General features: G+C 65.4%; 17 protein-coding genes and 1 other RNA gene. 13 read left to right on the forward strand and 5 right to left on the reverse strand.

The genetic code is table 11. The features are described from left to right. Positions 1-127: 127 nt before the first annotated feature. A complete protein-coding gene (clpS, locus tag CFR71_RS00295) occupies positions 128-556 on the reverse strand; it encodes an ATP-dependent Clp protease adapter ClpS (RefSeq protein ID WP_239019403.1) in 429 nt (142 codons plus the stop codon). Between the two features lie 294 nt (positions 557-850). On the opposite strand from clpS, the gene CFR71_RS00300 reads away from it, so the two are divergent. The 9 genes from CFR71_RS00300 to CFR71_RS00340 all read left to right on the forward strand — a co-directional run bounded on the left by CFR71_RS00300 (position 851) and on the right by CFR71_RS00340 (position 9,265). Continuing rightward, complete coding sequence (locus CFR71_RS00300; RefSeq protein WP_110525571.1) at positions 851-1,981, forward strand: D-alanyl-D-alanine carboxypeptidase family protein; 1,131 nt, start codon at positions 851-853, stop codon at positions 1,979-1,981. Between the two features lie 182 nt (positions 1,982-2,163). Beyond that, the gene (gene map / locus CFR71_RS00305) at positions 2,164-2,973 is read left to right on the forward strand and encodes a type I methionyl aminopeptidase (protein WP_110525574.1); all 810 of its coding nucleotides are present in this window, start codon (positions 2,164-2,166) and stop codon (positions 2,971-2,973) included. Positions 2,974-3,007: 34 nt separating this feature from the next. Further along, a complete protein-coding gene (gene ggt, locus CFR71_RS00310; RefSeq protein WP_207781305.1) occupies positions 3,008-4,819 on the forward strand; it encodes a gamma-glutamyltransferase in 1,812 nt (603 codons plus the stop codon). A gap of 75 nt (positions 4,820-4,894) precedes the next feature. Next, positions 4,895-4,991: signal recognition particle sRNA small type (ffs, locus tag CFR71_RS00315), an RNA gene on the forward strand. A 71-nt stretch (positions 4,992-5,062) separates the two neighbouring features. After that, positions 5,063-7,075, forward strand: coding sequence for a DNA polymerase III subunit gamma/tau (locus CFR71_RS00320; RefSeq protein WP_110525577.1), 2,013 nt, complete (start codon positions 5,063-5,065; stop codon positions 7,073-7,075). A 22-nt stretch (positions 7,076-7,097) separates the two neighbouring features. After that, entirely contained in the window at positions 7,098-7,421 is a 324-nt protein-coding gene (locus CFR71_RS00325) for a YbaB/EbfC family nucleoid-associated protein (protein WP_110525580.1), read from the forward strand. Positions 7,422-7,449: 28 nt separating this feature from the next. Beyond that, positions 7,450-8,043, forward strand: coding sequence for a recombination mediator RecR (gene recR, locus CFR71_RS00330; protein ID WP_165829302.1), 594 nt, complete (start codon positions 7,450-7,452; stop codon positions 8,041-8,043). Next, on the forward strand, positions 8,043-8,864 hold the full coding sequence (locus CFR71_RS00335) for an SDR family oxidoreductase (RefSeq protein WP_110525585.1): 822 nt from the start codon (positions 8,043-8,045) through the stop codon (positions 8,862-8,864). The genes recR and CFR71_RS00335 overlap by 1 nt, the downstream gene beginning before the upstream one ends. Continuing rightward, on the forward strand, positions 8,861-9,265 hold the full coding sequence (locus tag CFR71_RS00340) for a dihydroneopterin aldolase (protein WP_110525588.1): 405 nt from the start codon (positions 8,861-8,863) through the stop codon (positions 9,263-9,265). Before CFR71_RS00335 ends, CFR71_RS00340 begins: the two co-directional genes overlap by 4 nt. Before the next feature lie 61 nt (positions 9,266-9,326). Here the strand turns inward: CFR71_RS00340 and CFR71_RS00345 are convergent, their stop codons facing one another. Beyond that, complete coding sequence (locus CFR71_RS00345) at positions 9,327-9,662, reverse strand: TIGR02300 family protein (RefSeq protein ID WP_110526532.1); 336 nt, start codon at positions 9,660-9,662, stop codon at positions 9,327-9,329. A gap of 296 nt (positions 9,663-9,958) precedes the next feature. On the opposite strand from CFR71_RS00345, the gene CFR71_RS00350 reads away from it, so the two are divergent. Both CFR71_RS00350 and rpsA read left to right on the forward strand, forming a co-directional pair. Next, positions 9,959-10,597, forward strand: a complete 639-nt coding sequence (locus CFR71_RS00350; RefSeq protein WP_110525592.1) for a (d)CMP kinase — start codon at positions 9,959-9,961, stop codon at positions 10,595-10,597. Positions 10,598-10,873: 276 nt separating this feature from the next. Further along, positions 10,874-12,589 (forward strand): 30S ribosomal protein S1, encoded by a 1,716-nt coding sequence (gene rpsA, locus CFR71_RS00355; protein ID WP_110525595.1) that lies wholly within the window; start codon positions 10,874-10,876, stop codon positions 12,587-12,589. A gap of 199 nt (positions 12,590-12,788) precedes the next feature. Here rpsA and CFR71_RS00360 read toward each other — a convergent pair whose 3' ends face one another. Further along, complete coding sequence (locus CFR71_RS00360; RefSeq protein ID WP_110526534.1) at positions 12,789-15,488, reverse strand: M16 family metallopeptidase; 2,700 nt, start codon at positions 15,486-15,488, stop codon at positions 12,789-12,791. 114 nt (positions 15,489-15,602) lie between these two features. Here CFR71_RS00360 and CFR71_RS00365 point away from each other — a divergent pair, with 114 nt between their 5' ends. Then, positions 15,603-16,772, forward strand: a complete 1,170-nt coding sequence (locus tag CFR71_RS00365) for a serine hydrolase domain-containing protein (RefSeq protein WP_110525598.1) — start codon at positions 15,603-15,605, stop codon at positions 16,770-16,772. 72 nt (positions 16,773-16,844) lie between these two features. Then, the gene (locus CFR71_RS00370) at positions 16,845-17,360 is read left to right on the forward strand and encodes a hypothetical protein (RefSeq protein ID WP_110525601.1); all 516 of its coding nucleotides are present in this window, start codon (positions 16,845-16,847) and stop codon (positions 17,358-17,360) included. A gap of 48 nt (positions 17,361-17,408) precedes the next feature. Here the strand turns inward: CFR71_RS00370 and CFR71_RS00375 are convergent, their stop codons facing one another. Together CFR71_RS00375 and ccmI are read right to left on the reverse strand one after the other, a co-directional pair. After that, a complete protein-coding gene (locus tag CFR71_RS00375) occupies positions 17,409-17,585 on the reverse strand; it encodes a DUF1674 domain-containing protein (RefSeq protein WP_110525604.1) in 177 nt (58 codons plus the stop codon). Positions 17,586-17,823: 238 nt separating this feature from the next. Further along, positions 17,824-18,546, reverse strand: a complete 723-nt coding sequence (ccmI, locus tag CFR71_RS00380; protein WP_110525607.1) for a c-type cytochrome biogenesis protein CcmI — start codon at positions 18,544-18,546, stop codon at positions 17,824-17,826. Between the last annotated feature and the right edge of the window lie 6 nt (positions 18,547-18,552).

An 18,552-nucleotide genomic window follows, 5' to 3' on the forward strand; every position in this document is an offset into this window, starting at 1 on the left:
TGCGGCCCCGGGGATCATGACCGGACAATCAAGCTGATCTTTGTCCCGTTGCGGAGAGAATGCCAGAGGAAAATTGCATAAATCCGCATGAAAGAATGCAAGAGGGGGAAAATGCCTGACCGTGGCCTCAGTCCTTTTCGATCGTGCATTGCAGGGGATGCTGGTTCTGGCGTGCAAGGTCCATGACCTGCGTGACCTTTGTTTCAGCGACTTCGTAGGTGAAGACGCCACACACGCCGACGCCACGCTTGTGGACATGCAGCATGATGTCGGTCGCCTCCTCCCGGTTTTTCTGGAAAAACCTTTCCAGAACGTGAACGACGAATTCCATGGGGGTGTAATCGTCATTCAGCATCAGGACCTTGTACATCGCCGGCTTGCGGGTCTGTGGCCGCGTCCTGATGACAACGCCCGCCAGCCCGTCGTCGTTGCCATTGTCGCCGGTGCCGTCGGGACGGCGCGGGGGGGTGTTTCCGCCATGCGCGTGCGCAGGCGGCGGCCCCACGCGGTGCGGCGGCGGTTCGATGGCAGTGAAGGGCAGGCTCTTGACGGACATGATCTTACCATATTGGAAGTCCATTCCCCGTTGAAAGGGGCTGCGGGCATTATTGGTCATGATTTTTTCGCCTCCTCGCGGTTTCGTGTGACGAAGTGACGTGACGTGGACCGTCGTGCAATACAAAGTTGCATGCAGCTTACGGTATTTCCCCGATTCCGCTCTGGACGCTGGCGTCCCGCGCTGTCTAGGATGGGTCGGAACCAATTGGTCATATGATGGAGGCCCCGGGGACAACGCCCCCATGGCGCAGCACTGGATGATAATCACCGCATGTCCGCTTTCCCCCATCGTATGACGCGCCTTTTCCTTGCACGCGCCGCCCGGATGAAGGTTTCCCTTCTGGCATTCGTGGGCCTGGCAGCATTCCTCCTTGGTGGCGCGGGGCAGGCGCGGGCGCAGTACGTGGGGCAGATCAGCTCCATCGTCATGGACGCGCGTACCGGCGCCATCCTGTCGCAGTCGAACGCCGACCTGCGCCGCTATCCCGCCAGCCTGACAAAGCTGATGACGCTTTACCTGACGTTCAAGGCGTTGCGCGCGGGGCGCATCACGCTGGACCAGGTCGTGCCCGTCAGCGCGCATGCCGCCTCGATGGAACCGTCGAAGCTGGGGCTGCGCCCGGGCAGCTACCTTACGGTGGAGGAGGCGATCCTCGCGCTCGTGACGAAATCGGCCAATGACGCCGCCTGCGCGCTGGGGGAATTCCTCGGCGGCGGCAACGAGGCGGTCTTTGCCCAGATCATGACGCAGCAGGCGGCGCACCTGTCGATGAACGACACATCGTTCCGCAACGCCTCCGGCCTGCCGAACGAGGAACAGATGACCTCCGCGCGCGACCTTGCCACGCTGGCGCGGCACATCGCGCTGGATTTCAGCGAATATTACCATTACTTCGCGGTCCCGGCCTTCTATTTCCGCGGGCGCTATGTTCCCAACCACGACCCGATGCTCCAGTCCTATCCCGGGGCGGACGGGCTCAAGACCGGCTATACCGCCGTGGCGGGGCATAACCTCGTGACTTCCGCGGTGCGCGACAACGTGCGCCTGATCGGCGTGGTCATGGGCGCGTCCTCCAACATGCAGCGTAACGCCGTGATGGCCGACCTGCTTGACGACAGCTTCCGCCGGGAGGGGATCGCCCCCGTGCAGCGGCCGCTGGTCCTGGCGCGCAGCACGCTGGCCGCCCGCCGTCGCGCCGCGGCCCGCGGGGTGGTGCTTGCCAGCGCGCGCATGCGCGCGGACGGGCCGGAACAGGTGGCCGATGCCTCGATCCCCCTGTCCTGCGCGCGCATGCGGCGTCCCGGACATGTCCTTTCCGCCCATGCAGCGCATGCGCATGCGGCAACGCATGCCCACGTCCATCTTGTCGGCATGGGACAGGTCCGCCATGGCGCGACCACATCCCGCAGGGCGCGCAGCTAGGATCAGCCCGTCCACGGGCATGAAGCGTCCGTGGATGACATGACATTGCGATGGGGGTATAGAACCTCCCGCCGTTCTGGGGATGGCATCGCGCCCGTCGGGTCGCGGCGCCGGGCTGCCTGCCCGGTGTGCGCGGGGCGGGGGCGCGATCATGCGGGAATTAGCGACGAAGGGGTATCGGCATGGATGGCGACATGAACGAGGGTAAGATTGTCCTGCACTCGCCCGAGGATTTTGTCGGCATGCGGGCAGCCGGACAGCTTGCGGCGAAGACGCTCGACATGATTACGCCCCATGTGCGCGCGGGGGTGACAACCGGGGAACTTGACGACCTGATCCACGCCTACATGGTCGAACATGGGGGCGTGTCCGCGACGATCGGCTATCGCGGTTATGAGAAGGCGAGCTGCATTTCCATCAACCACGTTGTCTGCCATGGCATTCCCGGCGACAAGGTGCTGAAGGAAGGCGATATCCTCAATATCGACGTGACCGTCATCCTTGATGGCTGGTTTGGCGACACCAGCCGGATGTACACGGTCGGCACGCCGTCGATCAAGGCGCAGAAACTGATCGATGCCACCTATGAATCGCTGATGCTGGCCATCGCGGCGGTGCGCCCCGGCGCGACGATGGGCGATATCGGGCACGTCATCCAGACCTATGCCGAGGAACGGCGTTTTTCGGTGGTGCGCGATTTCTGCGGCCACGGGATTGGCCGGACCTTCCACGCAGCGCCGAACGTGCTGCATTACGGCCGGCCGGGTCATGGTGTCGTCCTGCGCCCGGGCATGTTCTTCACCATCGAGCCGATGCTCAATATCGGTCGTCCGGACGTGAAGATCCTTGACGATGGCTGGACCGCCGTGACGCGTGACCGTTCGCTGTCGGCGCAGTTCGAGCACATGATGGGCGTGACCGAAGACGGGTGCGAGGTCTTCACCTATTCCCCCGCAGGGCTGAACAAGCCGCCTTACGATATCGCCGGCTGAGCGGGCCTGCGGCATGCTCCTGTCTGACGGGAAGATGAAAACGGACGCGTGGTGGCACCTGCGGTGGTCGCGCCGGACCGGGGGGCTGCTTCTGGCGGCCGTGCTGCTGCTGTCCGATGGCGTGGCCTGTGCCGCGCCTGCGGGCGGGGCGGTGCAGGATGACCCGCTGGCGTTTGGCGGTGGCTCCGCGCCCGTGGCGTCGATGCCGCCGGTGGGCGGGCGCGATGGCATGGTCGTCTCCGCGCAGACGCTGGCGTCGCAGGTTGGCGCGCGCATCCTGCGGCAGGGGGGAAATGCCGTCGATGCCGCCGTCGCGGTGGGATACGCCCTTGCCGTGGTCTATCCCGCGGCGGGCAATATCGGCGGCGGCGGGTTCATGACCCTGCGCACGCCGGACGGGCATGCGATATTCCTCGATTTCCGGGAACATGCACCGGCCGCAGCCACTGCCACCATGTTCCAGGACGCCAGTGGCAACGTCATTGCCGGGCTGTCGACCAAGGGATGGAAAGCCGTCGGGATCCCCGGAACCGTCGCCGGGCTGGAACTGGCGCGGCAGCGATGGGGACACCTTTCACGCAGGCAGGTCATGGCGCCGGCCATTGCCCTGGCGCGGGATGGATTTGTCCTGACCGATGGGGATGTGGAGCTGATTTCCCATGGGAATGACGATTTCCGTCGCGATCCTGTGGCGCGCCGCTTTTTCCTGCGTCCCGACGGCTCCGCCCTGCAGGCGGGCGACCGTCTGGTGCAGCGCGAACTGGCGCAGGTGCTGGAACGGATTTCGCGTCAGGGAACCAGGGGTTTTTACGAGGGACGCACCGCAGCCGAGATCGTGGAGGCCAGTCGCAGGGGGGGCGGCATCCTGACGCGTGCCGACCTGTCGGGATACAGGCCGCGCGTGCTGCCGACCCTGACCTGCGATTACCGTGGTTACCATATCGACACCGCCCCCCCGCCCAGTGGCGGCGGCGTCGCGCTGTGCGAGATGCTGAACATCCTGTCGGGCTATGACATGCACCGCCTTGGCCTGTACACCGCGCCCGCCGTCACGCGGGAGGTGGAGGCCATGCGCCATGCCTATGCCGACCGGCAGGACCTTGGCGACCCGGCCTTTGTCGCCAATCCCGTCGCCCACCTGCTGGATGTGGAATATGCGCGCCAGATCCGCGCGGCCATCCCGACCGGCCATGCGGTCCCCTCGGCCTCCATCCGGCCCGGACTCCCCACGCCCGAAGGGCAGGAAACCACCCATTATTCCGTGATCGACCGGGACGGGATGGCCGTCGCCGTGACCTATACGCTGAACGGGTGGTTTGGCGCGGGCATGGTCGCGGGACGGACCGGCGTGTTCATGAATGATGAAATGGACGATTTCTCCACCCGGCCGGGCACGCCCAACATGTTCGGGATCGTCGGCAGCAAGGCGAACGAGATCGCGCCGGGCAAGACGCCGCTGTCCTCCATGACGCCCACCGTCATTTCGCGCGATGGAAAGCCGGTGATGGTGATCGGCAGTCCCGGCGGGTCGCGCATTCCCACCATCGTCCTGTCGGTCGTGCTGGGCGTGATTGATTACGGGCTGGATATCCAGCACGCCGTCGACCTGCCGCGCATCCATGAACAGTGGCAGCCCGAGGCCGTGCAGGTGGAACAGGGTGCCCTGACGCCCGGCGTGATCGACACGCTGCGGCGCGAGGGCTACAGCTTCCAGTCCTATCCCCACTGGGGCGTGGCGGAGGGGATCCTTGTCGGGGGGGCACGCCTGAACGCGCCCGCAGGCGACGCACGGTATTATGGCGGTGCCGACCGGCGCCACAGCACCAGTGCCGCGGTGGGGGAATGACCTTTTGCTGGCGGGAGGTTTTTTTCAGGCAGGCCCCTTGTGTCCCCAGGGGGGATCTGTGTTAAGAAGCACGCGGAAGATCGGCCATAGACGGGTACCTTGCCAACCCGGTCAGGTCCGGAAGGAAGCAGCCGCAGTGAGTTTCGCTCGGGTTATGTGTCCGGTCTTCCACCCTGGATCGAGGCCCCGCCAGCCTGCTACGCAGGACATGGCGCGCGATATTTACCCAGCCCGGATGCATCAATGAACGCTTCTTCGGATCAGGACCGTTCCGGGGAGGAGGATCTGCCGTCCCCGCCCGTGGATGATGGACCCGGCCTGTTCGGTGATGCGCCGTCGCCGCCCGCCCCTGCCGCGACGGCGACACCCTATCGGGTTCTGGCGCGCAAGTACCGTCCCACCACCTTTGATGACCTGATCGGTCAGGACACGACCGTCCGCATCCTGCGCAATGCCTTCGCGCTGGGGCGCGTGGCGCATGCCTTCATGCTGACGGGCGTGCGCGGCGTGGGCAAGACGACGACGGCGCGCATCATTGCCCGTGCGCTGAACTGCACCGGCCCGGACGGGAAGGGGGGACCGACCGCCGATCCGTGCGGCGTGTGTCCAAACTGCGTCGCCATCCTTGCCGATCGCCATCCCGATGTCATGGAAATGGACGCCGCGTCGCGCACCGGCGTCGACGACGTGCGCGAGATCATCGAATCGACGCGCTTTCGTCCCATCCAGGGACGCATGAAGGTCTTCATCATCGATGAGGTCCACATGCTGTCGCGCAACGCGTTCAACGCGCTGCTCAAGACGCTTGAGGAACCGCCATCGCAGGTGACGTTCATTTTCGCCACGACCGAACTGCGCAAGGTGCCGGTGACGGTGCTGTCGCGCTGTCAGACATTCGACCTGCGCCGCGTGCCGCAGGACATGCTGGCCGCGCATTTCGGACGCGTGGCGGCGGCGGAAAATGTGTCCTTCACGCCCGATGCGCTTGCGCTGGTCGCGCGGGCGGCGGACGGGTCGGTGCGCGACGGGCTGTCGCTGCTGGACCAGGCCATCGCGCAGGGCACGCTGGATGGCGAGGGACAGGCCGATGCGCGGCCGATCGACGCCACGCTGGTCAGCGGCATGCTGGGGCAGGCCGACCGGGGCATGGTGTTCGACCTGCTCGACGCGGTTCTGGCCGGGCGGCCCGATCAGGCGTTGACCATCACGGACGAGGTGTTCGCGCGCGGCGCGGACCTTGGCGTGATGCTGGCCGATGTGCTGGAATTGATCCATACGGTCTCCCGCCTCAAGGCGGTTCCGGCCCTGCGGGAGGGTTCGGACCTGCCGGAAATGGAGCGTGAGCGCTGTCTCGCCATCGCGGATCGTGTCTCCGTGCCGGTGCTGGGGCGCACGTGGCAGATGCTGCTCAAGGGGCAGGCGGAGGTGGAGCACGCGCCTGACCGCAGGCAGGCCGCCGAAATGGTCCTGATCCGCATGTGTTACGTGGCGGACCTGCCGCCACCGGGCGAACTGGTGCGGCGGATGACCGAACGTGGCCCGGCCGCGCCGGCCCCTGACGGACAGGGTGGGGCGACACCCGACGCGCCGTCGCAGGCCAACACCCCGCAGGCTAACATCCCGCAGGCCGTGGGGCCGCAGGTTACGGCCACCGCGCGGGTGGCGCCGGGCGCGCCATCGGGGGGACCGGCGCTGCGCATGGTCGCCAATGGCGGCGTCCGCGTCGATGGCGTGGCGGAAAGCGAGGTCATCGCCCGTCCCGTGCCCGAGGCGCGGCCCCAGCTGCGCACGTGGCGGGAGGTCGTGGCGTTCGTTTCGGGACGCGACGCCATGCTTCACGGACATCTGAGGCATTCGACGCATCTGGTGGCATTCGCCGCGCCCGAGATCCGGATCCGCGTGGAAACGGGCGCGATCGCGGGACTTGCGCGGCGTCTGGAAAACCTGCTGCGCAAGGAAACGGGCGATCCGGCCTGGAAAATCCGCACCTGCGAGGAAGAGGGCGAACCCACCCTGGCGGAGCAGGGGGCCGAAATCATCCAGATCCATCGCGCGGACGCGGCCTCCCACCCGCTGGTTCAGGCGATCATGTCGGTCTTTCCCACCGCGCGGCTGGGGCAGGTGACCGATCATGCGCTTGACGATTACGGCCTTCCGCCTGAAGACATCACACCAGCCATGTTGGCCCCGGATCTGGAATTCGCGCCACTGGATGCCGAACTGGTGGATGAAGACGATCTGCCCCCCGAAGACTGACGCCTGAAGGAGAAAAGTGAACATGAAGAATCTTGCCGGCCTGATGAAGCAGGCCACGCAGATGCAGGCCCGCATGGAAGAAATGCAGGCCAAGCTGGAATCAATGACCATCGAGGGCAGCGCGGGCGCGGGCATGGTGAATGTCACCCTCAATGGCAAGGGTGACATGAAGGCCATCCGGATCGACCCCAAGCTGGCCGATCCCGAAGAAATGGAAATGCTGCAGGACCTGATCCTTGCCGCCTGCGCCGACGCGCGCACGAAGCTCGATGCAACGGCGAGCGAGGAGATGAAGAAGGTGACCGGCGGACTGAACCTGCCCGGTGGCATGAAATTCCCGTTCTGATCGCAGACCCGAACCACAGGGGGATGTGATGGGCGGCGCGGAAATCGAGCGGCTGATTACCCTTCTGGGACGGCTGCCGGGGCTGGGGCCGCGTTCCGCCCGGCGCGCGGCACTCGCGCTGCTGCGCCAGCCCCATGCGCGCATGCTGCCGCTGGCGCAGGCGATGGAACATGCGGCCCGCGCGGTGCGGACCTGTTCGACCTGCGGCAACCTTGATACCTGCGACCCGTGTTCGATCTGCGCCGACCCGTCGCGCGACCGCGGACTGGTCTGCGTCGTCGAAAACGTGGGCGACCTGTGGGCGCTGGAGCGCGCGGGCGTGCATCGTGGCGTCTATCAGGTGCTGGGCGGAACGCTTTCGGCGCTGGATGGAATCGGTCCGGAGGACCTGAACGTCGCCCCGCTTTATGCCCGGCTGGAGGCAGGCGGCGTGCGGGAGGTCATCCTGGCGCTGGGTGCGACGGTCGATGGCGCCACGACGATGCACTGGCTGCATGACAGCCTGTCGCGGTTCAATATTCCCGTCAGTCGCGTGGGACAGGGCGTGCCGGTTGGCGGCGCGCTGGATGTCCTTGACGACGGCACGCTTGCGGCCGCGCTGATGGCGCGCCGGCCAGCGTGATGGCAGACGCGATGTCCTGGCCCGTGCCCGCCGCGATACCGCGCGCGGCGCTGGTGACGGGGGGCGGCGCGCGACTGGGACGCGCCATCGCCCAGGAACTGGCGCGAAGCGGTTTCGACGTGGCGATCCACTACAATACCAGCCATGACGCGGCCCGGCGGACACTGTCGGACATCATGGCGATGGGCCGTGCCGGATGCCTCGTGCGGGCCGACCTGTCACAGGAGGAGGAGGCGCGTGGCCTCCTGTCGCGCGTATGTGAAAGGCTGGGGCCGGTAGGGGTGCTGGTCAATAATGCCAGTGTGTTCGAACGCGACGAGTGGGACACGGCAACGCGGGAGGGATGGGATGCGCATCTGGAGCCCAACCTGCGCGCGCCCTTTGTCCTGATGCAGGAATTCGGCCGGCAGATGCCCCCGGACAGGCAGGGCATGGTGCTGAACATGCTGGACGAGCGTGTATGGTCGCTCACGCCGCATTTCGTCAGCTATACCGTGTCCAAGGCGGCACTGTGGTCGCTTACGCAGAGCATGGCGCTCGCCCTTGCGCCGCGCGGAATCCGGGTGAATGCCATTGGTCCCGGCCCCGTGCTCCCGACGCCGCGACAGACCCCCGCGCAGTTTGCCCGCCAGTGCGCCGCCCTGCCACTGGGCCATGGCGCGACGGTGGCGGAAATCGCCCATGCGGCCCTGTCGCTTGTCTGCATGCCCTCGGTCACGGGGCAGATGCTGGCGCTTGACGGGGGGCAGCACCTGCAATGGTCGCCTGCGGCACCTTCCATCAGGCCTCCTTCCGATAACCGGACCCCGGACGGCGCATGAACGTTTTCCCCCCATGGCCGGACCGGCCCGCCCTGCGATGCGTCTTCGTGCGCGACCTGCTGCTGGACGCCAATATCGGCGTCTTCGCGCATGAACAGGGCGTGACGCAGCGCATCCGCGTCAATGTCGCCTTCGGGGTGACGGATTCGCCGGGCCTGGACGTGGGTGAGGACGACCTCGCCCGCACGGTTTCCTATGAGGATGTCGTGCTTCTGGTGCGTGGCCTCGTGCGGCAGGGGCACGTGCAGCTGGTGGAGACGCTGGCCGAACGGATCGCTGCGGGGATGCTATCCGATTCGCGGATTCGCGTGGCCCGGATCCGGGTCGAGAAGCTCGATATCTTCGACGATGCCGAGGCCGTGGGCGTGGAGATCGAACGCCGCAATCCCCACGCGGCATAGGGAACGCGACGCGCGGCAGCGGAGCCGTGCATCGCGCGGTCGGGATTGCTGGTGGCGAAGATCAGTTGTCGTGATCTTCCTTGTCGGTCTTCAGGTCGATGTCCGCGCTGCTGATTTCATCGTCGTCATCGTCAAGTCCGACTTCGTCTTCCATCACGTCATCCGCGTCGGCATCCGCGTCCGTGTCCAGATCCGTATCGGGATCGAGGTCATCGGAGGTGGCCGCCTTCTTGGGAAGCGCGGGGGCCGCGGGTTCGACGGGACGCCGCACGCGCGGCAGTTCCACCGGCTGTTCCGTGCCGCATTTCGGGCAGACCGCCGGATTCCTGTTCAGATCATAGAAGCGGGCGCTGCAGGAGACACAGACGCGCTTTGTGCCGAGGTTGGGCTGGGCCATCTTGAACCTGTCGATCCTGTTCTGTGCAAAGGAATAAAGCCACTGTCGCAACGTGACAAAAGGGCGCAGCCCCATGCCAGTTTGTCCGGCGTATGTCAAACAATGCGCGCAATGCAATGGGCAGGGGATGTTTTTGTGTCAATATCGGATTGACACCCGGCGCAGGAATCCGGAATTGGAGGGGGTATGAAAACAGCCTGTATGTTCCCGCTTCATGATGGCGCGGCCTCCCCTGATATGCCCGCCATGACCATTCCTGCCTCGATCGATGTCGCGACCGGCCGGGGGCGGCGGGCATGACCGCGCCGCTGATCATCGCGGTGGACGGCCCGGCGGCGGCGGGCAAGGGCACGCTGGCACAGCGGCTGGCGCGCGCGCTGGACCTTCCGTATCTTGATACCGGGCTGCTGTATCGCGCGACGGGACGGCGGATGCTGGATGCCGGGCTGGATCCGGCCACCACCGCCGATGACCAGGCCCGCAGGGTCACGCTTGACGACCTGTCGCGCACCGACCTGCGCGTGCCGGAGGTCGACCGCGCCGCCAGCCTTGTCGCGTCGCAGCCGTCGGTGCGGCGTATCCTGGTCGATATCCAGCGCGCCTTCGCCACGCGTCACGGCGCGGTGCTGGACGGGCGGGATATCGGGACGGTGATCTTTCCCGACGCGCGGGTAAAACTGTTCGTGACCGCCTCCCTCGCCGCGCGCGCACGGCGGCGGTGGGAACAGATGACCCCAGATCCCGACGCCCCGGACCGGGAGGCCCAGATCGCCCGCGTCGCGCATGAGCTGGAGGCCCGTGACGCGGCCGACTCCTCGCGCGCCATAGCCCCGCTGCGCGCAGCCCCCGACGCCATCCATATCGAGACCGATGACCTGAGCGCGGACGAGGTCCTGGCGGAGGCACTGCGCATTGTTGCCCGCATGACGCGCTGACGCTTATGTGTGGCTGGTATTTCGCCCCTGTCCCCTAGGTTTTTATTGACACGGACGGGTCATCGGGTGTCTGTGCTGTGAAATGTTGACGTTTCGTCATGCGTGGCGGGACGCGACGTTTTTCATGTTGGCCGTCAGGCATGCCATGACCGTGTCATGGATCGCAGCCGGGCAAGACGTTCCGATCAGGGTCGTACGGGATCATGACGCGGGGCGCAGGATTTTCCGGTCCCTTCCCATCGGAATGCGACCGGATGCGGGATTTACAAGTAACTCATGGCTTCAGCCACAACACAGCCTACCGCCGAACATGCGGGTGGCGAGGATTTCGCCGCCCTTCTCGAAGAGACCCTGGGCCGCGATAGCGCGTTTGACGGTTCCGTCGTAACCGGTCGTGTCGTCCGCCTGACGGACGAATTCGCGATCGTCGATGTCGGCCTCAAGAGCGAAGGGCGCGTTGCGCTCAAGGAATTCGGCCCGCCGGGCGTGACCCCCGACGTAAAGCCGGGCGACGTCATCGAACTGTTTGTCGAGCGTTACGAGGATCGTGACGGTTCCATCGTGCTGTCGCGCGAGAAGGCCCGTCGCGAGGAAGCCTGGACGAACCTGGAAAAGGCGTTCGAAAGCAACCAGCGCGTCAACGGCACGATCTATGGCCGCGTCAAGGGTGGCTTCACGGTCGACCTTGGTGGCGCGATGGCGTTCCTGCCCGGCAGCCAGGTCGATATCCGCCCCGTGCGCGACGTCACCCCGCTGATGGGCGTGCCGCAGCCGTTCCAGATCCTGAAGATGGATCGCGCGCGCGGCAACATCGTCGTGTCGCGTCGCGCCGTCCTTGAAGAGACGCGCGCCGAACAGCGCAGCGAGCTGATCCAGGGCCTGAAGGAAGGCATGATCCTCGACGGCGTGGTCAAGAACATCACAGATTACGGTGCGTTCGTGGACCTCGGCGGCGTCGACGGCCTGCTGCATGTCACGGACATCGCGTGGAAGCGCATCAACCACCCGTCCGAGGCCCTGCAGATCGGTCAGCCGGTCCGCGTGCAGGTCATCCGCTTCAACCCCGACACGCAGCGCATCTCGCTGGGCATGAAGCAGCTTGAGGCCGATCCGTGGGAAAACGTGGCGATCAAGTATCCGCCGGGTGCCCGCTATACCGGTCGCGTCACGAACATCACCGATTACGGCGCGTTCGTGGAGCTGGAGCCGGGCGTCGAAGGCCTGGTGCACGTGTCCGAAATGTCCTGGACGAAGAAGAACGTCCATCCGGGCAAGATCGTCGCCACTTCGCAGGAAGTCGACGTCATGGTCCTGGATGTGGACAGCGCGAAGCGCCGCATCTCGCTCGGCCTGAAGCAGGTCCAGCGCAACCCGTGGGAACAGTTCGCCGAGGAACACAAGGTTGGTTCCGTGGTCGAGGGCGAAATCCGCAACATCACGGAATTCGGCCTGTTCATCGGCCTGTCGCCCGACATCGACGGCATGGTCCACATGTCCGACCTGTCGTGGGACGAGCCGGGCGAAGTCGCCATGACGCATTACGAAAAGGGTCAGGTCGTCAAGGCCAAGGTCCTGGACGTGGATGTGGAAAAGGAACGCATCTCGCTTGGCATCAAACAGCTGCATGAAGATCCGGCGGCCGATACCCTGAGCAAGGTGCAGAAGGGCGCCATCGTGACCTGCATCGTCACGGCGGTTCAGTCCAACGGCATCGAGGTCAAGGTTGACGACGTGCTGACCGGCTTCATCCGTCGCGCCGAGCTGGCCCGTGACAAGGCCGACCAGCGTCCGGAGCGTTTCGCGGTTGGCGAACGCGTCGATGCGAAGATCGTGTCGGTTGACCGCGCGGCCCGCAAGCTGGCGCTGACGATCCGCGGTCGTGAGGTCGAGGAAGACAAGCAGGCGATCACCGACTACGGCTCGTCCGACAGCGGTGCGTCGCTGGGCGATATCCTGGGTGCAGCGATCCGTCGCCGCAACGCCGAAAGCTGATATCGGTCCATCCCCTGTCCAACCGGGCAGGGGATACGAAAAGAAAGGGCGGTGCCATTCATCTGGCACCGCCCTTTTTTTTATCTGTTCCTTACGCGCCGTCCGCGCGCATGGAGGCCTGTCGCGACGGGATGCGTCCCTGACGCCGCCCGAGCGGCGACGGCATGGGACCGCAGGTCCCCTCAGGGCAGGGACCGGATCATGGTCCCTTGATGACTTCGGCCATGTCGGCGGGACGCAGCCAGCGGGCGAATGCCTTCTGCACGTCCTGTGCCGTCATCTCGTAATAGGCCCTGGCGGCCCTGTTCGCGTTATCCAGCGGCAGTCCCAGGCCGCTGAGCTGCAGGTAGCCGGCGGCGATCGAATTCAGGCTAGCCTGTTCCAGTGACAGTTCGTGCAGCAGGGCGGACTTTGCCATCGTCAGTTCGTCATCATTAAGGGGATGGGCCTGCATATCGGCCACGTCCCTGATCGCGGCGTCACGTGCCGGCGCGACCTTGGACGGATCGGCCCCGAATGTAATGGAATACGCCGCGCGCTGGCGTGCCCATGTCAGGCTGCTGCTGACGGTATAGACATATCCCGTGCGCACCCGCAGGTCGCGGTACAGATGGCCGGAGAAACCGCCGCCCAGCGCCTCGTTCCCCAGCGCCAGGGCGAAATGTTCCGGATTCTGCGCCGTCAGGCCCAGGCTTTCGGCCAGTACCACGCTGTCCTGCAGGCTGGACTGGTCCGGGACGCGTGCGACAGAGGCATGGCTGTCGGGGCGGGCGGGCAGGTCCACCTTGGGCGCCGGGCCGGTGGCATGCCAGTCGCCAAAGGTCGCGCGAACCATCTCCAACGCCTTTTGCGGCGTGATGTCGCCGGTAACCACGATGGTTGTCATGTCGGGACGATAGGCCGTCGCGTAAAAGTCACGACAGTCCTGAAGCGTCAGTTTCATGACCTGCGCCGGCGTCGCCTGACGCAACGACGGGTCATGCGGAGGATTTATGGCGGATTTGATTGCCCGCCTGACCAGATAATCCGGTGACTGCAGCAGCCCCACCAGCGACGATGCGGTATTCATCTGTACCACCTTGAACGCCTTTTCAGGGAAGGCAGGGTGCAGCATGTTGTCAGCCAGCAGGCGCAGGCCCTTTTCAAAGTCCGGGGTCAGGGTGCTGACACTGAAATCGGAACCGGCATATTCGTTTGCCGCGATATCATCCAGCGCCTTCTGGAAACTGACACGGTCATGGGTCGTCGTGCCGTACCGGAACAGTTCATCCGTGATGTCGGACACACCTTCCTTGCCCGCCGCTTCTTCCATGGCGGCGCCTATGCGGATCGAGCCGTACAGGTTGATGGTATGGCTGACATGGGCGGCCCGGACGATCAGGTGCAGCCCGTTTGGCAGGGTAAAGCTGGATGGTGCAGGTGTGGGGACCGGCGGCGTCAGCGTCATCAGGTCCTTTTGCGCCCATTGCGGCAGGGCGACCGGATGGTCTGGCGAGGCTGCAAAGGATTCGGAACCGCCAAAGCCCTTGTCCGCCACCGGATGGCCGGAGGCGCGGGGCGTCAGGATCGCGGTGACGGCGTGCGAGGGATCCAGCACCTCACGCGCAAGGCGATTGACGTCCTCGGGCGTGACGGCGGCATAGGCACTGGCCACGTCCTCGGGCGAATCAAGTCCCATGACGGCCACCGCTTCGGACCAGATCGAGGCCAGTCCCGAAATGCTGTTCGCGGAATAGCCCAGATGCGCCAGTTCCTTGCGCCGCGCCGCATCGACCAGATCCGACGGCACGCCATGCGCGCACAGCGACGCCAGCGTCTCGCGCAGCGTCTGCAACAGGGCGGACGGGTCCTTGCCCGCCGGGAACGCCGCCAGCGCGATGCCGATCCCCGCATCGGCCTTGGGCGCGTAATCAAATCCGGCCAGCAGCGCCTTGCCCTCGGGGACAAGGTCGTAAAGCGCGCCGCGCTGGCTCGACAGCACATCCGACAGGATCTGGGCAGTGGCGTAATCATGCGCCCGCAGTCCCGGCATGCGGCTGGCGATGGCGATCAGCCCGACGGGATAGTCGGTGGGGAAGCTCAGCATCTGCGGCTGCACCGGGCCGGGTGTTACGGTGGGACGCGCGGGCAGGGTGCGCGCGGGCAGCGGGGAGAAGATGTCACGCACATGCGCCAGCGTCTGATCGGGATCGACATTGCCGGCAATGATCAGGATGGCGTTGTTGGGGGCGTACCAGTCCTGGTAAAAACGGCGCAGCATGGCCGCGTCCGTGTGATCGAACGAATCGCGTGTTCCCAGCGCGTCATGTTCATAGGGCGTGTGGGCGAACAGGATCGACTGCAGGCGCGACAGGTACTGGTACCCGGGGCTGGACAGGTCGCGCGACACCTCCTGTTCGATGGCGCCGCGCTCATGCGTCCATTCCTCTTCCGACAGGGTCAGGCCGTTCATGCGCAACGCCTCGATACGCAGGGCGATATCAAGGTCCTCCGCCGGGGCGGTATAGAAATACTGGGTCGTATTTTCCGTCGTGTCCGCGTTGTAGTTGCCACCCATCCGCGCGCCGATGGCCGACAGCTGGTCCCTGTCGAGTCCCTTGCTGCCGCGGAACATCATGTGTTCCAGCGCGTGCGCCATGCCGGGATAGCCTTCCGGCGCGGCGGCGGAGCCGATCAGGTAATTCATTTCCGTCGTGACGACCGGGGCCAGCCGGTCGCGCACGATGATGACCCGCATGCCGTTGGGCAGGGTCGCGCGTACCACCGGGGCTTCGGCCTGGGCCTGCGTGGCGGGGGCTGGCGCATGCTGCTCCGGCGATGCCGCCAATGCCGGAGTGCAGAGGAAGCTGCTGCCCGCCATAAGCAGGGAAAACAGCGAAGGGAGCAGACATCTGTTCATGACGGACAGGTTATCCCCGTTCTTGCGACGTGACCAGTTCATCCGGGTCCTTGCGTTGCGGTCGATGTCACTTAATGTATGCGGGGACAGCACGACAGGCGAAGGGGCGGCCGAATGACGGATGCGCGCGCGGATGCCATGCGCGAACGCGTGGTAAGGGTGATGGATGATGCCGTCGCGTCCGGGCGCCTGGTGGGCGCGGTCGTCATGGTGGCGGCAGGCGGGCGCGTCGTCCTGCGCCACGCCGTGGGGATGGAGGATCGCGAATCCGCCCGGCCCATGCGCATCGACAGCCGGTTTCGCCTTGCCTCCCTGACGAAGCCGGTGGTGACCGCGCTTGCCCTTGCGATGGCGGAGCGCGGGATGCTGGACCTGGATGATCCCGTTTCGCGTTACCTGCCGTTTTTTCGTCCCCGCCTGCCAGACGGGGGCGAAACGGAAATCCCCCTTCATCGCCTCCTCAGCCATAGCAGCGGCCTGTCCTACGGGTTCCAGTTCCCGCGCGATGACAATCCCTATGCCCGCGCCGGGGTTTCGGACGGGCTGGCGGAACCGGGCCTGTCGTTGCGGGACAATCTGGAGCGGCTGGCGGGGGTGCCGCTGATTTTCGCGCCGGGCACGCGATGGGCCTATTCGCTTGGCCTCGATGTCATGGGGGGCGTGCTGGAACAGGCGGGGAATGCCGATCTGGCGGAACTGGTGGACCGTCATATCGGGACGCGGCTGGGGGGCTGGACGCGGACGGGCTTTCACGTCGCCCCTGGCGATACGCTGGCGACCTGTTATGCCGATGCCCGGCCCGTGCCGCAGCGGATGCCCGATTCCTATCGCCTGCCGCGCATCCTGCCCGATGGCAGGGTCTCGGAAATCCACTTCGTGCCCGATCGCGTCCGCAACCGTGCGTCCTATCCCTCCGGCGGGGCGGGGATGGTGGGAACGGCGGAGGATTTCATGACCTTCATCGAGGCGATACGCGCCGGCGGCGGGCCGATCCTGTCCCCTTCATCGGCCATGCGTTTCGGCGCGAACGCTATCGGCGATATCCCTATGGGGCCGTTTTTCCGTGGCAAGCGCTTCGGGTTTGGCGGGGTCGTCATCAGCGACCCCGTTGCGGCGCGGACGCCGCTTTCGGTTGGCAGCTTTACGTGGGGCGGGGTTTACGGGCATCAGTGGACGGTGGACCGGGCATGCGGTATTTCCATCGTGATGCTGAGCAATACCGCGCTTGCCGGCATGATCGGCGCGTATCCCGACGCGGTCGTGCGGGCCGTGTACGGACAATGATCGTGCATGCACACACGCCATCGCGGCGGCGTCCGCGGCGCGTGGCGGGACTGGACTGTTACGGGAACTGCAATGTCTTTTGGTGAACGCGTCAATCAGTTCGATGCATGGCTGCTGGACCGGGTTTTCCAGCCTTTTGCCGATGCGCTTCCCGAACGGGTCTCCGCCATGGATCTGGGCATGAATTTTCAGGTCGGGTCGATCGTCCTGTCGGCGGTGTCCATTTCCGCCCTGCTGATGCTGGAGGGCATGTCGTTCGACAGCGTCGTCACCAACATGCTGGGATGGTGTTTCGAGGTCATCTTCTACATCGGCATACATCGCATGCGCGGGATGGTGCGGCCGGGTTACCTCAATCCGCTGCGCGGGATGCTGGCGGGAATGCGCCCGATTTCGATCCCCTTTGCCCTTTACGCCCTTTACCAGGCGGTTACGGCGGACAGGGCCTATGAACTGGCGTTGTGGTTCAATTCCCTGTCGCAGATCGTGTTCGTCGCCGGGATTTACCTGATTTCATGCCACATGCCCCCGCCACGCCAGCGTGCGCGGCAGGGATTTGGCCGGGGGCTTCAGCCCAACGAGACCTGATGGCGCAGCATCCCGCGCGTCAGGCGCGGGGGAAAGCCACGCGCGCCTTCAGAAATCGATGCAGCGTCCCTTGACGGCCCAGTCGCCGTAACGGGTGGGTTCCGGTCCCTTGGGGCCGCCACGCTCGTCAGGTTCGGCGGGCTGTTTCAGGACAGCCTTGTCCGCCTCTTCCAGCGCCTTTTCGGATGTCAGGGATGTGGGGGGGAGGGGTTTCTTGTCGCTCATGGGACAAAGTGTTGATCCAATCGCGATGTCCGGCAAGGGCAAAAGGACGTGAGCAGCCGGTCCCTTATCATTCCTGCTTCGCCAGGGGCGTTTCAGGGGACACCCAAGAAACGCCCCATAATCATGAAGAAGTTTTTGGTGAAGCTTTTTTCAAAAAGCTTCGGGGAATGCCGCCTTTCTGAAAAAGGCGACACCCGAAAACGTTTTTAGGGAAACGGGTTTAAACCGGTCGCCCGGCTTACTGATGCTCCGACTGGGCGATGCGCTGCTGGACCGCCATCCGCCACGGGGCGTCCGCAGGTGCTGCATCCAGCGCGCGGCGGTAAAGGTCCGCCGTCTCGGGCGAGATGTGGCCGCCATCGGCCATTGTCTGCGCCTCTGCCGCGCGGGCGGCGACTTCGGGTTCGAACCTGCTTTCGATGGCCATGCGCCATGCCTGCGCCGCCGCGGCGTAATGGTCGCGCGCGGCCTCGGCCTGTCCCAGCAGCACATATCCCTGGAATCGGCTGGGATCGTCCGCGGGCATCTGCCGCAGGCTGTCACGCAGCTTGTTGATCAGGTCGTCGTTGCGATGATCCGCCTTTTCCGCCGCCACCAGACGTGGGGCCAGCGGCTGCGCGGGCAGGGAGGGATGGCCGCATGCCAGGTAAAGCCCCAGCGAGACGAGGGGCAGCGCCAGCAGCGCCCCTGAAATCGCCAGCGTGGACGCCCCCTTGCGCACGGGCGGCAGCGGCATGCTGTCGGATCCCAGAAGGCGGCGCTGGATTTCCAGCCGGGCGCTGTCATGTTCGGATGGCGCGATCAGCCCTTCGGCAAGGTCGCGGTCCAGTTCGACCATCTGCGCCTGATGCAGGGCAAAGGCGCTTTCGCGTTCATCGCGCAGCAGGGTGGTCCTGCGAAACGAGATAAGGCAGGGCAGCAGCGCAATCACGCTGAGCAGGCAGATACCAATCCAGATCATAATTTT

This window comes from Novacetimonas pomaceti, from assembly GCF_003207955.1.
In the GTDB taxonomy this organism is placed as follows: Bacteria; Pseudomonadota; Alphaproteobacteria; order Acetobacterales; family Acetobacteraceae; genus Novacetimonas; species Novacetimonas pomaceti.